The following is a 15,080-nucleotide window of genomic DNA, read 5'->3' on the forward strand; positions in this document are numbered from 1 at the left end:
CGATTAAAGAGTTGAGGATTTTCCCGTACTGGCGACGCATCCAGTGAGCCGAGGCCAACAGGTCTAATGCAGCACGTTTAGTCGGGACAGGTTTTGTATTGAATTTCTTTGCAGTAGAAATCGAGGCTGCGAAATCGTTGATGGCCGCGAACGCGCCAACTGGGTTAAGCAGAACATCGATGTTCCATTTTTTCAGTTCGACTTCTGAGCGATACCAAACCAAACCCGTGTTCGCGAGTTTCTGCTCAAGAGCCTTGTTGTAGATTCGCCAGTAAATACGAGAAGTACGAGAACCAATGGAGTATTGCTCTTTGGTGTAATCAGGACGGCCATCGCGAAAGCCCGCTATCGTGTGGTCAACATGCAGAACCGGATTGCGACCACGTTCAGCCGTTCGAAATGCATTGTCATTCCAAGCGGTACGCGCATATTCACAATCAAAAATACCGTCATAATCATCATAAGCGAGGTCAACACGCGCCAGAGTTTGAACGCCAAGCACGTTAGTGAGCCAATCATGCAGTGACCAAGGTTGGCGACGAGCAAAGACATGTTTGCAACCCGTACCATTGATCTGAAAATGCACGGTGTCATTGTTGCCGCCAATACCAACGAAGCCGCAGAAATCTTCACCATCTGGCGAAGTCAGTTTCATTGACTCAGAATAGAACTGAAAGCCAAGGCCACGTGGAGCAGAAAGCGACAATCCAAGCACCTGATTAGTAAAGATGCGAAGGCAATCTTCTAGGTAATTGCGGTAACAGATATCAAAGGCGTTGTTGTAAGCTTCAATCTCTTCAGCTGTGCCCGCAATGGTCGCATTAAACTTAGGTGGAGCAGGGAACTTGGGCGCTTTACAGTTACGCTGTAACAAAGATTTAGGCGCTAAACCTTTGTATTCCTCATGCTTATGCAGACGTTGAACAGCGTTATGACAATGGCGTAAGTCCTTGACTGCAAATGTAAAACAGAGGTAGTCGATATGAACGGATTGCTCATCAAACTTCTTAAGGATGTTAGTTGCAGTAGTCATCGAACACCCCCAAATCAACGCGTTCTTGGTAAGTCGTATTGGTGATGGACACCAACTCATAAGACACAAATTGAGACGAAGCCCAAGACTCAAGATGAGACATCGACTTAAGCAAATCCCATTCATCACAGCCTTTGACCAACACGGAAACCGTGTAATCAGGCAGCAAGTCGTAATAGATGATTTGAGCTTCGTTCATGGATTAAGCCTCTAAATTAGGCTTGGTGACGCTGTCACAGTTTTGATTGTTTTGGTTTTCAATCTGTGAGTTAACGGCGTGAATCAATCGACGAGTCATTTCACAATCAGCCAGTGCTCGGTGCGCCGTTAAGTCAGACACATCAACACTTTGTTGAGCACAGGCATTGGAAAGTGATTGCCACTTGTAATCTTCATGGTGTTCATTCCAAACACCGAAGAACTCGGCGTACCAAAGCATTGCACATTGGGGAACACAGAATTTGAAAAACAAATCGTGAACGGATTGGACGTAAGCAGCGTTACAGTGCTTATCCAAAGATTGGATGATTAAGCGCGTATCAAAATCTGAGTTGTAGATGATGATTGGACGACCGTTAAGAAGCGGAAGAAAGTGATTTGAAAAGACCAAATGAAAGTCGGGCGCGTCTTTAACGTCTTCATTGGTGATGCCATGAATAGCTGTCGCGTCAGCAGGAATAGAACAAGTTGGTTTAACAAGTTCGTTCACGATAACTTTGCCAGAATCAGCACAGATAGCAGTGAACTCAACAATTTCTGCGTCAGAGCCTAAGCCAGTAGTTTCTGTATCGATGATGATCGCATTTTCAGTAGACAGTTTTTTCATAGCAACACCTTGACCGTTGAGAGTGACCACCAAGACCAGACGCGAGCGTCAAGGGCAAACGCCTAAATCAAGGTGGTCAATACGAAATATTTCGTACAGTTAATACGAGATTCTTCATAGTGTAAATACGATAAATTCCGTACAAATGAGCTAGAATCGTTAATAACGATCTAAAGGCAGGATTCAAAAATGTATACAAACAAACTCATTGACGCTTACAAAGAGCAAATGAAGTATGTGCAATACAAGCAAATCGCCCCAGATTTAGGCATCAGTCCTCAAATGCTTACTGACGTGCGAAAAGGAAGAACATACTTAAAGGAAAATCAGATACTTATGCTTGCAGAAGCTATAGGTGAAGATAAAGAAAAGGCACTTGTTGGATTAGCATTAGATAAAGCGAAAACTTACGAAGCACAGACTTTGTGGACGAGCATAGCAAAAAAGTTTAATGGGCTTGGATTAACAAGTATTTCAATGGCTTGTGCAGGATTTGCCGTAGCATTTTCAAGCCCAGTGGAATCCTCAATTCAGTGCGCATTATGTATATTATGTTAAATGAAGTATCCACGTACGCCAATTCTTCTCTAGTTTGGTCTCCTATCCCTCTCAGATTTTAAAATACAGCGCTTTTTGTTGGTGTCATTAAACATAACCGTTATTTACCATAAAATAGCTAATATGGATCTATCAATCTACGATTGCTCGCTCTGCTATTAGCTGAGTTTCTTCAATAGACTTTCTGTGTTTGTTGTTCAGAGCTGATTGTTATCTGCTGTTTCGTTCTTCAAGTCACCACACAAACTACAGATACAAAAAGAGCGTCAATTGAGACGCTCTTTAAAATCTACTGAACAGTTTGAATTAACCACCGGCTAATTTTACTTTCATGCCTTTCTTCTCAAGATGTGCTTTGATCTTGTCACGAGCATCACCTTGAATTTCGATGTTGCCATCTTTTACAGAGCCACCGCAACCGCAGACTTTCTTAAGTTCAGCGGCTAGCAATTTAAGTGGCGCGTCATCCATATCCAAACCAGTTACGATACAAACACCTTTGCCTTTGCGGCCTTTAGTTTGCTTTTGAATACGAATAATACCGTCGCCTTTAGGACGTTCGACTTTTTCTTCTTCTGGTTTGATTCGACCAGTTTCTGTTGAATATACGAGAGTCATACTCTTATTTCTTTTGTTGTTGTGCTTGTAGCGCTTTTTGTTTCGCAACCAAATACGCTTCGATATGGCGTTGAATCGCAGGCTTCGCGCCCTTGATCAATTTGCCATTGAACATACAGTACCAAGCGTTGGGCTCGCCTGTATCATTCTTTATCGTGTAGCCGTTAAATACTTCAGATTGAGGACTGTTAGTGCTTTGCGCTCTTTGCCCAAGAGTTGCGAACTCTTTTGGGTCAATGATAGATGCTGTGTCACACCACCAATCTATGCTCTTTTTTACCGCCGTCAAACTGCCTTGTAAAACGTGGTTTTTGATCTTTACCTTCCAAACGCTACCGTCAGGTCCGCCTGATTGCAGGTTAAAACCTCTATAATTTGAAATTGCCATACCACTGAGCCATCTATTTAATGCTTTGATACAATCATAAATGCAACTGAGTAATATTCAAACTTTAACGCTGTCACATTACTCAGTTATGCTTAGGTTTACCACAAAATGAATGACGGTAACGTTAGTTAGATTGCAGTATGAATACAATCTGCTAGGAATTCGTGGAATTTGTGACCGTTGTTTTGCAGCATTTTAGGGAACATCGAAATCGGCGTCATACCCGGGAACGTGTTTACTTCGTTTAGGTAGATTTCATCATCTTCTGTTAAAAAGAAGTCGATGCGCGATAAATGACGTAAATTCATTTGCTTAAAGACGGTTTCTGAAGCTACGCGAATCGCTTCTACCTGTTCTTCCGTTAGGTTTTTCGCTTCTACTTCAGTCAATGAATGGCTCGAGCTGCTGTACTTTTCATCGTACGAGTAAAAAGCACCATCAGGCGCAATCACTTCACCAGGTTTGGTAATGAATAACTGGCCATTCATCTCATAAGCTGCAACTTCCAGTTCACGAGGTTTGACTGATTTTTCTACCAATACTTGCTCTGAGAATCCAAATGCATCGTTAACGGCTTGCGATAAAGCTTCCTTTTCGGTGACGCTGTAACAGCCAACTGAAGAACCTTGGCGAGCGGCTTTGACAAACACTTTACCCCATTTATCAAACGCTTGTGACGCTTGTTCATGGGCTTGTTCATCATTACGCGTTAAGAAAAGGTATGGTGTGTTTGGGATACCAATCGCATCGTACCAAAGCTTTGATGTGATCTTATTAAAGCTGTTGCTGCTCGCTTCAGGCCCACAACCTAGGTAAGGAATACCCGCGATTTCAAACATAGATTGGATATCACCAGTTTCACCCGGGAAACCGTGGATACAAGGGACAATGAAATCGATATCTAGGCTAAGGTTGTCTGAGCAAAGCTTTTTGGTATTAAGGTCCAAATAAACCAGTTCACCTTGGTTTGTCACCCAACCTTCATTTTTGATTTCTACGCGCGTCACGCTTACGTTTTCGATCAGATTTAACTGTTGCTCTACAAAGTTTGCAGAAAGCAGTGAAATCTCGTGCTCAGATGAGCCGCCACCGCATAGTAAAAGGATATTTTTGATCATGAATCAATCTTTCCGTGATTTCCAAAAGATACTATTCAGTATGATAAACCTTTGAGTAGTAACGTACAGTAATTTTACTGTGAGGAATACTGTTCGAATAGGAATTAACCAAAGAAAGAAGGGAGCATTTTGCTCCCTTCTCTTGTTCAATTAGTTTAGCTTGTTAAGCGTTGGATATGCCGAGTTTTTAATGGCATCAATGCTCTTAACGAAAGGCTTAAGTTGCTGGAAATGACCCGGCAATGTTGAAATCGCATTCTTCGCTTCTGCGCTTGTTGCGTAATCACCGTAAAGCACTGAGAACCATTTCGTGCCGTTTACCACTTTGTAGTTTTCCCAGATTGGCTGGCCGTTTTGAGGAAGTTGGCGTGCAAACTGGTCAACTTTCGCTTGGCTACCTACAGCAACAACTTGAATGGTGTAACCAAAGCGCTGGATACCCGCTTGTTTCTTGCTAGGCGGAATGATCTTAACTGGTTTCGCCTGATCTTTAGGGGTTAGTTTCACCACCTTTTTCTCTTCAGGCTTCGCAGTCATTTTTACAACTGTTGGTTCTACGTCTTTCTCAACCACTGCGTTCTCAGACGACATAATTGGTTTTGAAATTGACTGAGATTGGTAGTCTTCTCGGTAGCTTTCTGACGTTACGTCAGTGATGTAAGTTTCCGATGCACAAGCAGAAAGCAGTACAGACAAGCCGATGATTGCGATTTTTTTCATGAAGTAACAAACGCTCTGGATAAATATTACGATAAATCATGCCGATAGCAGGCTATTTTATCAAGCACCAAACACAATAAACTGTGATTTTGGTGTGATGAGTGACACAAACTCTGTACGCTTGGCTCAGTTTTAAGCCAATGTCTGGCCTGTTCATATTTCAACAGTGACTTATTCGTTTATGATTGTATGAGGAATGACCAACCGTTCTCGGTGTCAATGGCCAAGGAGTCACAATGAACAAACTACAAAAACTCTTTAAACCGAATTCTGTTGCAGTGATTGGCGCCTCTCAAAAAGAACTACGCGCCGGCCAAATCGTGATGCGAAATTTATTACAGAGTGGCTTTGGTGGCGCTATTATGCCCGTCACTCCAAAATACAAATCCGTCTCCGGCGTTATTGCTTATCCAAACGTGGCTTCCCTGCCCTATACGCCAGATATCGCCATACTCTGCACTAATGTTTCTCGCAATAAACAATTGTTGAAAGAGCTTGATGAACGCGGAACTGAGTTTGCGATTGTTATCTCTGACGATGCAGAAAGCTTAGATCTCTCACGCTTGAACATTCGCGTGCTAGGCCCTAACAGTCTCGGTATTATTCTACCTTGGCATCACTTCAATTGTTCCTTTTCTCCTGTTGCGGCAAAACCAGGAAAGATCGCCTTTATTTCGCAGTCCGCAGCGGTGTGTACCACCGTACTGGATTGGGCGAACGATAAAAACATCGGTTTCTCTTCATTCATCTCTATTGGACAAGGCCAAGATATCGACTTTGCTGAGCTGCTTGACTATTTGAGTATGGACGGCAAAACAGAAGCGATTTTGCTTTATGTCGACTCGATTAAAGATGCACGACGATTTATGTCTGCAGCACGAGCAGCTTCTCGTAATCGACGCATCTTAGTGCTTAAAGCAGGACGTTCGACTCAAGCTCGTACGCTTGGAGAAAAAGATATAGATTCTCTCGACGTTATCTATGATTCAGCAATCAGAAGAACCGGTATGCTGCGAGTTGGTAATACACACGAATTATTCGCCGCAGTGGAAACGCTCACGCATTCAGTCCCTCTAAGAGGTGAACGTCTCGCGATAGTAACCAATGGCGGTGGCCCAGCAGTCATGGCCGTTGACACCTTATTGGATAGAGGTGGCAAACTCGCAACACTAGATGAAGATTCAATTGCTAATCTACGAGGTCTATTACCGGATAGTTGGCGAGGTGTGAATCCAATCGACTTAGCTGGCGACGCGACGAAAAAGCGATACGTCGATACCATCAACGCATTAATGAACAATGACTGTGCAGACGCGATTTTGATTATGCACAGCCCTTCAGCCGTCTCAGATTCGTTAGAGACAGCAAGCGCAGTAATCGAAGCCATTCAAGCACATCCGAGGCACAAGCATTTTAATATTCTTACTAATTGGTCTGGCGAACAAACTTCTCGCGATGCACGCTTAGCATTCACTCAAGCAGGCATTCCTACCTACCGAACACCAGAGAGTGCGGTCGTTGCGTACATGCACTTGGTCGAGTACAGACGAAACCAGAAACAACTGATGGAAACACCGACCACGGCAGAACCGCTCCATTCCGGCAGTGTGAGTTCTGCTCGCGAATGGGTGAATGAACAACTACTGGATAAAAACACAGTCACCTTGGATACACACCAAACAAGCCCCCTATTTGAGCAGTTTGGTTTTGATATTCTCCCGACTTGGATTGCTTCAGAAGTCACAGAAGCCGTCCATATGGCAGAGAATATTGGCTATCCGGTTGCGGTAAAGCTTCGGTCTCCAGATATTGCTCATAAATCAGATGTACATGGTGTCGCGCTTAACCTGCGTAATAGCCAAGAAGTATCTAGCGCCGCACAAGCTATTTTAGATACCGCTAAGCTCAGTTATCCTTCTGCCAACCTTCAAGGCCTTTTAGTACAAGGGATGGCAAAGCTTGGTAGCGCAGAAGAGTTGCGTGTCAGTATTGCAGTGGATAAGGTTTTTGGCCCTGTAATCTTACTTGGACAAGGTGGTTCAGACTGGAACATTACTCAAGATGCTGTAGCAGCCCTGCCACCACTCAACATGAATCTGGCGCGCTATCTGATCGTCATAGCGCTCAAATCAGGTAAGGTGCGACTGCAAAAACACAAAGACGCTCTAGACATCACAGAGCTGTCAAAATTCTTGGTGCGAATCTCTCAGATGGCGGTTGAGTTACCAGAAATAGAAAGACTGGATATTCATCCAGTACTGGTATCTGGTAGCGATTTAACCATCATCGATGCGGACGTTACGCTGAAAAAATACGAAGGCGACGCGCAAGAACGATTAGCTATCCGCCCTTTCCCTGCCGAGTTCGTGGAGACGGTGACCTTGCGAGATGGCCAACCTATTTTGCTTCGTCCAATCTTGCCAGAAGACGAACCAATCCATGCGCAGTTCATCAATAGTGTATCTAAGGAAGATCTATATAACCGATTCTTCTCTGACGTCGGCGAGTTCAACCATGAGGCACTCGCAAACCTGACACAAATTGATTATGACCGTGAAATGGCTTTTGTCGCTGTCGCATTCGATGAAAATGGCCCATCAATCATCGGGGTGGCGAGAGCTTTAATAACACCGGATAATAGCGACGCAGAATTTGCCATTTTAGTTCGTTCAGATTTGAAGGGAAAAGGATTGGGTAAACTGTTGATGCAAAAGATCATCAGTTATTGCCAAATCAAAGGGACCAAACAGATGTCTGGTATGACTATGCCAACTAACCGCGGAATGTTGTCACTTGCGCAAAGTTTAGGTTTTGAACTAGATGTTCAGTTTGCAGATGGCACTGCCGATATGGTTTTACCTTTGAATTAATTGTGTTCATCTACGAATCAAACAACAAAAGAAGGACGCATCGACGCGTCCTTTTCTTTATTTTTGTATAAATTAGTGACAAGGTCACTTCATTTTCCAATTTTTCTTTAGATATTGTACGCACCAAGACTTCGCTTCACCCATCGTATTTCTACGCCACGCTAGAATGATATCTATCGGCTTACTTTCTGCGCCGTCAATGTACTTGAGCTGACCGCTTTCTACCAAAGGCTGTGCAACTTGCGTTGGCAAGGTACCGATCCCTAGTCCCGATAATAAAGCTTCAACCTTTGCTGAAAAGTTAGTAACCGTCAGACGGGGTTGTTTTTGCATTACATTGATCGACAGCGCTGGTTGTTCTCGCGCAGTATCTGCAATCGCGATGACTCGATACTTTTCCCTTGCCGCGTCATCAAACTCCCCACTGCGCTTATGAACATAATGATCAGCCGCTGCGACCCAAACCATACTTAGTTTGCCAATTTTTTCTGCTTTTACATCTTGTGGGAGCGTATCTAAAGCCGGACAAACCAATAAATCTGAACGCCCTGTATTCAATGATTCCCAGCAGCCAGCAAGAATCTCTTCTTGAAGTCGGATCCGTGTACTACTCACATTGGACAAGGCATCAACCATAGGGAAGAAATTGGCGATAGGAATAATGCCATCGAACGCAACGGTAATATCCAACTCCCAACCATTCGCTAACAAAGTAGCATCATTGACGAGTTTTTCGCTTGCTTGAAGGATTGCCCTGCCACGCTCAAGTATTAACTTACCGGCTTCGGTGAAATGTGCTTTATGACCAGAACGGTCGAAAATGATGATATCAAGGTCTTGCTCTAGCTTTTGAATCTGATAACTCAACGAAGACGGTGCGCGGTCTAACTCGTTGGCTGCAGCAGCAAAACTTCCTCTTCTATCAATAGCATCCAAGATATGAAGAGCTTCTAACGTGATTGGACTCTGCACAATAACTCCCTATTTATGTGATAGCTATCACAGTAGTGGTATTTGAAAAATCACTCAAAAAAACGACTTTAGACAATATAACACATTGATTATCAAAGACTAGGCGGTGCGTAGTACAAATTTCCGTTGATAAAAACAACATTAAACAACAATGGTAATGATAGTAATTACCATTTAGATCTACTAAGATACCGCACGTTGTTATTGCCTATTATGGATTTAAGGTATTGAAGCCAATGTATAAAAAATCAATTTTATCAGCCTCTATTGTCATCGCCCTCTCCCAAGGCGCTTACGCTGAAGAAACATCAACGTTCAATGAAGTCGTTGTTTCTGCCACTCGTACTAACCAAACTATGGATACTGTAGCAGCTTCTGTTGCCGTTGTTTCTGAGAAAGATCTCGAAGAAAACATGGCAAAAGATCTCAATGATGTATTCGAATACACACCAGGCGTTACTGTTAACGGTACTCAACGCCAAGGTGTTCAAAGCATTAACATTCGCGGCATGGAAGGCAAGCGAGTGAAAATCTTGGTAGACGGAGCGTCTCAGCCAGGTGTATTCGACGGCGGTCCATACTCTTTCATTAACTCTAGCGCCGTGACTGTCGACCCTGACATGCTAAAAAGCGTTGAGATTGTAAAAGGTGCGGCTTCTAGTTTGCACGGTAGTGATGCTATCGGTGGCGTTGTTGCATTTGAAACAAAAGATCCAAGTGACTTCTTGAAGGACGGCAAAGACTTTGGTGGCCAAGCTAAGCTTTCTTACTCTTCTGAAGATAACTCGTTTGCAGAGCACATTGCGGTTGCGAAACGATTTGATAATCTTGAAGCATTGGTGGCATACACACGCCGTGACGGTTCTGAGCTACAAAACTTTTCTAAAGCGCCTTACGACGACTACTCAGTGACGGACCAAGATTACTACAAGAACGACTTATTGGTTAAATTGCAGTCACAATTGAATGAAGACCACCGTTTGGAGTTTTTGGGTGAAGTAATTTACAACCAAACGGATTCAGACATCGCGAGCTCCTCATACAAAAACTTCAATGCTGAAGACCAAACTAAGCAAAACCGTCTTGGTTTGAAACACATCTGGTTTGCTGATCTAGCTATCTCAGACACCATCACTTCTCAGCTAACGTGGACAAGTAAAAAAGAAAATGGTGTAACAAACCGCTTTAAAGAAGCAAGTCCTGGCTTCCCACCGTGGGTTCCGCCTAATGGTGATAACCAGCAGAAAAAAGACTACGAATACACTGAAGACAAGATCGAATTTGAAACTCAGTTAGACAAAGAGATTCAAAACCACTACTTGGTTTACGGCCTGTCTTACAAACACAGCGACATCAGCAACACAAACCGCGAGTTTAACTCTGATCCAGGCACGCCTGACACGGTTTACATTTACACGCCAGATGCTAAAGAACAAAGCTTTGGTTTGTTCTTGCAAGATGAAATCGCACTACTTAACGACAAGTTAATCTTAACTCCTGGTGTACGTTACGATTACTTCTCTACTGATCCATCAGATACCTCTGAAGAGTCATTCAAGAAGTTCAGCGACTCTGCGTTTACTGGTCGTCTAGGTGCAACATATAAGCTGTCTCAGCCAGGTACGGTATTCGCTCAAGTAAGCCAAGGTTTCCGTGCACCATCATTTGATGAACTTTACTACACGTACGACAACCCAGGACACGGTTACACTAACCGCCCTAACCCAGACCTAGAATCTGAAAAGAGCTTGTCTTACGAATTAGGTTACCGTCACAACACAGCAGCGTCGGCAACAGAGTTCGCACTTTACTACAGTGATTTCACCGACTTCATTGATCAAACATCAACGAGTAATAATGGTTTAACTGAATACACCTTCATCAACATCAATGAAGCAACAGTAAAAGGTGTCGAGCTGTCTAATAGCCTTGACTGGCACGCTATTGCAAGCCTTCCTAAAGGTGTAACGACTCGCCTAGCTGCAGCGTACACTGAAGGTGAAGATGGTGATGGTAATCCGCTTAATAGTGTGAACCCTTGGAATGCTGTTGCTGCAGTAAACTACGATTCACCAAACGCACTTTGGGGTACAAGCTTAAAAGTTAACTACACAGCGAAGAAGTCTAACAGTGATATCAACTCAGATGGTGACAATGGCGGAACTCAAGACCAAGTTGCACTACCATCAGCGACAGTTGTTGATCTAACGGCCTACTACAAGCCAATGAAAGACCTAACCGTTCGCGCAGGTGTGATGAACTTGACGAATGAAGAGTACTACTTGTGGAACGATGTACGTGGTGAAACTGAGCTAAGCCGTGATATCACGCAAGCAGAGCGTAACTACAACATTAGTGTCAAATACGAGTTCTAAGTGTTACAAACACAAAAAAGCCAGCATTATGCTGGCTTTTTTTATGTGCTTTCATTTCAAAAATGTTAAGAAAAGAATGAAAAATGAAAGACTATTGTTTTGCCATCTCTTTTTTCACCATTACTGCTGCTGCAACGATGAATGCGATGATTAAACCAAGTTCCATGAACTACCCCGAATAGTTTAATGAAAATTTACGACCTAAATTAAGATTCGCACATAGTTTAGCATTTCTATTTATCGAAGCTACCTTTTAACCAGTAATTTACGAATTTTTCCGATTTAGATCAAAAAAGGCGCAGAAGCGCGCCTTTTTGTTACAAAAGTGTAAAACTTGAAGTTTTAAGCGTCTGGATAACCTTGAGGGTTATTTGACTGCCAGCGCCAAGTATCACTCGTCATCTCTTCAAGTGTACGGGTGGCCTTCCAACCGAGTTCGTTTGCTGCTTTTGAAGGATCCGCCCAACACTCTGCGATATCGCCAGGACGGCGATCCACCAGCTTAAACGGAACTTCTTTGCCAGAAGCGGCTTCAAATGCTTTCACCATTTCCAATACGCTGTAGCCATTACCTGTACCCAGGTTATAGATATGTAGGCCTGCTTTGTTGCCTACTTTATCAAGAGCAGCAACGTGACCATCAGAAAGATCCATTACGTGGATGTAATCACGAACACCTGTACCATCTTTAGTTGGGTAATCACTACCAAATACCGACAGGAATTCACGACGACCAACCGCAACTTGAGAAACGAACGGCATCAAGTTATTAGGAATGCCTTGCGGATCTTCGCCAAGCTCACCGGTTGGGTGTGAACCAACAGGGTTGAAGTAACGCAGAAGTGTGATACTCCAATCTGGGTTCGCTTTTTGGAAATCCGTTAGACACTCTTCTACCATCAACTTACTGCGACCGTATGGGTTGGTCGCACTTGTTGGGAAGTCTTCCATAATTGGCACAGAAGCAGGATCACCGTAAACCGTTGCTGAAGAGCTAAATACGATCGATTTAACGCCGGCTTCGCGCATAGCATCAACAAGAACAAGCGTACCGTTCACGTTGTTATCGTAATATTCAAGTGGCTTTTCTACCGACTCACCAACCGCTTTAAGACCAGCAAAATGGATAACGGCTTCAATGTTGTGTGTCGTCATTGCATCAACAAGCGCTGCTTTGTCGCGAATGTCTGCTTCAATGAATACTGGTTTTACGCCACAAACCTTTTCAATGCGCTCAAGCACAGTTGGTTTACTGTTGTAAAGGTTATCGAGGATAACTGGTGTCATACCAGCTTCGATCATTTGAATACAAGTGTGGCTGCCAATGTAGCCCATACCACCCGTAACAAGTACTTTCATTTTATCATTCCTTCTGACGCGAATCGGGCTAGTCTAAAGGCTTCTAGCCCGTTTTTAAACTGTATCTGGGGATTCGCAACCCATTAAAATTGCTTGGCCTTTGCCGGCTTTCTTCGCTTGATACATGGCAGTATCTGCGCTTTTAAGAATTCGGGTAGCGTCACGTTCGTTAACACCCACCAATTTCACACCGATACTAACGCCAACTTTTAACAAAGAACCACGATACTCTATTGAAGCACAAATCGTTTCTAATAACTGCTCTGCAATCCTAGTCACCACTTTTTGATTGGCAGGATTCACTAACATGACAAATTCATCACCAGACAAACGAGCAATCAAATCACTGTGTCTTGTGGCTCCGGTCATACGTTTAGCGACAATCTTAAGCACTTCATCACCAGCATCATGGCCATAAGTATCGTTGATCCCCTTAAAACCGTCCAAGTCGAGATAAAGTACCGCAAACTCATCACGCAGATAGCCTGATCTTTGTACTAATTCTTCCAATTCAAAATGGAACTTTGAACGGTTAGCAAGTCCCGTTAACGGATCGTGATGCGCTAAGTATTCTAAACGCTCCATCTCTTTTGCACTTGAAAGATCCGTTAGGATTATCACCATATCGAACGAGTTCTGATCTTCACTTTTAATGATACGATTCACTCTCGCAAACATTGGTATAAGCTGGCCTAGGTGGTTTTTTTCTATTACTTCACCTTGCCACATTCCATAGTTTTCAATCGATTCGATGATACTTGGCATCATTGCTTGCAGTTTCCGCCATCGAATTGATTTTATAAACGGCTGTCCAACCAGTTGTTCGGCGGTTAAACCAATCAACTTTGTCACCGCTGGGTTTACCATCGTAATAACACCTAGATGGTTGAGAACCACTAAGCCATCTTGACTGCTTTCAAATACACGCCCGGCAACTCGTTGTCGGTTCATCGCTTCTTCGATCTCGGTGATATCCTGAATCACAAAAAGAAGATAGCCGTGTTTTGCTAATCGGCGACTGGTTAAACTTAATTGCTGTTCATCTTCTGCATTTTGTAGATGGATGCCGTCACACTCTAAGCCTCGACTTAAAATTTGTCCTAATTCATTCGGTGCTTTAGTTTGGATCAAGTCGCAGATATTTGCCGTTTCTAATCCATGGTAAGTCTTTTCAAAAATCCTCTGCGTCGCCTTATTACAGTGAATTACGCGACCTAAGTTATCCGTTACGATAAGCGCATCTTGAATCGAATCTACCACTTCTTCTGCAAACGCTTTACGACGTTCCAGCACTTCCAAACTGTGTTTACGTTGTTTCTCTAGTCTTTTTTGCTTGTCTACCATCAGATTAAGCGAAGCAACGAGTTGCCCTACTTCATCTTTTGAACGGTGACTAATGCGGCCACTCAAATGATGGCCATTAGCGAAGTCTTGGAGTGCTTGATTGACTTCCACTAGAGGGCGAAGAACACGACGCTCGACACCGATATAGAAGGTCACGCCACCAGCAAGAAGAATGATTAGGAACAGAAGCCCATCTTGCAATAGCGCATCTCTTACCTGCATCAAAGGACGTTGAGACAATGTGACTCTGATCGTTCCAATCACTTGTCCGTCATGGATTATCGGTTCAAGCACATAAAGAAAATGAGCAGATAACGCATACCCCATTGCATGCAGATGACTTCGCTCATGTTTTGTTGGCGAAGGCGCTGAAAAACCGTCGAGAGCAAAAATCGCAAATGGTTGATTTTCTTTGTCGTAAAGCTTAACGCGTGATACGTTTGGCTCCTTCAGAAAGTCAGCCAAAATAGATTGAGCTTTTTGCTTGTTCTTTGTGGCCAGCGCATCTTTAATTGAGTGAGATACATCATTGATAAGCACTTTTGTTTGTTCAACAAGCTCATGTTTTGCTGACTGGTAGGTGATGTACGATGTGTAACTTTGAGATGTAACAAAGATGACCGTGATGAAAACGAGAATCGGCCATATTAGCTTTGCTCTTAATGACATATATATTCCTGTCGCAGAAAGCAACCAAAAGAACAAAAAGGTTGCTATGCAAACTATCACACAAAAAGAAGAGCCAAGACTAACACGACAGGCACTGAAATGAACCTGAAATTCTCAGATATTAGACTGATTAATCATGATTTTCTTGAAAATTCGGATCATTTCAAATAACCAGTCGATCATTTATGGCGTATTTTTTCGAACACCTGCATGAAAAATGACGTTAGTCA

13 protein-coding genes are annotated in these 15,080 nt (G+C 43.2%); 3 read left to right on the forward strand and 10 right to left on the reverse strand.

Annotated elements, in window-relative coordinates; all coding sequences use genetic code 11:
• From VCHENC03_RS23125 to VCHENC03_RS23115, 3 genes are all read right to left on the reverse strand, one after another.
• Positions 1–1,033 (reverse strand): replication initiation factor domain-containing protein (locus VCHENC03_RS23125; protein ID WP_009704430.1); only part of this gene is annotated, 1,033 nt, incomplete at its 3' end.
• Positions 1,017–1,232, reverse strand: a complete 216-nt coding sequence (locus VCHENC03_RS23120) for a hypothetical protein (RefSeq protein WP_009704431.1) — start codon at positions 1,230–1,232, stop codon at positions 1,017–1,019. The genes VCHENC03_RS23125 and VCHENC03_RS23120, both read right to left, overlap by 17 nt.
• A gap of 3 nt (positions 1,233–1,235) precedes the next feature.
• Entirely contained in the window at positions 1,236–1,859 is a 624-nt protein-coding gene (locus tag VCHENC03_RS23115; protein ID WP_009704432.1) for a 3'-5' exonuclease, read from the reverse strand.
• A gap of 189 nt (positions 1,860–2,048) precedes the next feature.
• Between VCHENC03_RS23115 and VCHENC03_RS0125310 the strand changes: the two genes are divergently transcribed.
• Positions 2,049–2,417: a DUF3693 domain-containing protein gene (locus tag VCHENC03_RS0125310; protein WP_005445767.1), complete on the forward strand. Its 369-nt coding sequence runs from the start codon at positions 2,049–2,051 to the stop codon at positions 2,415–2,417.
• Between the two features lie 306 nt (positions 2,418–2,723).
• Here VCHENC03_RS0125310 and yciH read toward each other — a convergent pair whose 3' ends face one another.
• From yciH to VCHENC03_RS23095, 4 genes are all read right to left on the reverse strand, one after another.
• Positions 2,724–3,035, reverse strand: a complete 312-nt coding sequence (gene yciH / locus VCHENC03_RS23110) for a stress response translation initiation inhibitor YciH (protein ID WP_009704433.1) — start codon at positions 3,033–3,035, stop codon at positions 2,724–2,726.
• 4 nt (positions 3,036–3,039) lie between these two features.
• Positions 3,040–3,423 (reverse strand): DUF3319 domain-containing protein, encoded by a 384-nt coding sequence (locus tag VCHENC03_RS23105; RefSeq protein ID WP_009704434.1) that lies wholly within the window; start codon positions 3,421–3,423, stop codon positions 3,040–3,042.
• Positions 3,424–3,551: 128 nt separating this feature from the next.
• Complete coding sequence (locus VCHENC03_RS23100) at positions 3,552–4,541, reverse strand: D-alanine--D-alanine ligase (RefSeq protein ID WP_009704435.1); 990 nt, start codon at positions 4,539–4,541, stop codon at positions 3,552–3,554.
• A gap of 150 nt (positions 4,542–4,691) precedes the next feature.
• A complete protein-coding gene (locus tag VCHENC03_RS23095; protein ID WP_009704436.1) occupies positions 4,692–5,261 on the reverse strand; it encodes an SPOR domain-containing protein in 570 nt (189 codons plus the stop codon).
• Between the two features lie 236 nt (positions 5,262–5,497).
• Here VCHENC03_RS23095 and VCHENC03_RS23090 point away from each other — a divergent pair, with 236 nt between their 5' ends.
• Complete coding sequence (locus VCHENC03_RS23090) at positions 5,498–8,131, forward strand: bifunctional acetate--CoA ligase family protein/GNAT family N-acetyltransferase (protein WP_009704437.1); 2,634 nt, start codon at positions 5,498–5,500, stop codon at positions 8,129–8,131.
• An 84-nt stretch (positions 8,132–8,215) separates the two neighbouring features.
• On the opposite strand, the gene VCHENC03_RS23085 is transcribed toward VCHENC03_RS23090, so the two are convergent.
• Positions 8,216–9,103: a LysR family transcriptional regulator gene (locus VCHENC03_RS23085; RefSeq protein ID WP_009704438.1), complete on the reverse strand. Its 888-nt coding sequence runs from the start codon at positions 9,101–9,103 to the stop codon at positions 8,216–8,218.
• Between the two features lie 236 nt (positions 9,104–9,339).
• Between VCHENC03_RS23085 and VCHENC03_RS23080 the strand changes: the two genes are divergently transcribed.
• Positions 9,340–11,478, forward strand: coding sequence for a TonB-dependent hemoglobin/transferrin/lactoferrin family receptor (locus VCHENC03_RS23080; RefSeq protein ID WP_009704439.1), 2,139 nt, complete (start codon positions 9,340–9,342; stop codon positions 11,476–11,478).
• Positions 11,479–11,820: 342 nt separating this feature from the next.
• Here VCHENC03_RS23080 and galE read toward each other — a convergent pair whose 3' ends face one another.
• On the reverse strand, positions 11,821–12,837 hold the full coding sequence (galE, locus tag VCHENC03_RS23075) for a UDP-glucose 4-epimerase GalE (protein WP_005435155.1): 1,017 nt from the start codon (positions 12,835–12,837) through the stop codon (positions 11,821–11,823).
• A gap of 54 nt (positions 12,838–12,891) precedes the next feature.
• Positions 12,892–14,850, reverse strand: a complete 1,959-nt coding sequence (locus VCHENC03_RS23070) for a sensor domain-containing diguanylate cyclase (protein ID WP_009704440.1) — start codon at positions 14,848–14,850, stop codon at positions 12,892–12,894.
• Positions 14,851–15,080 lie beyond the last annotated feature (230 nt).

This window comes from Vibrio sp. HENC-03, from assembly GCF_000305755.2.
Classification (GTDB): domain Bacteria; phylum Pseudomonadota; class Gammaproteobacteria; order Enterobacterales; family Vibrionaceae; genus Vibrio; species Vibrio owensii.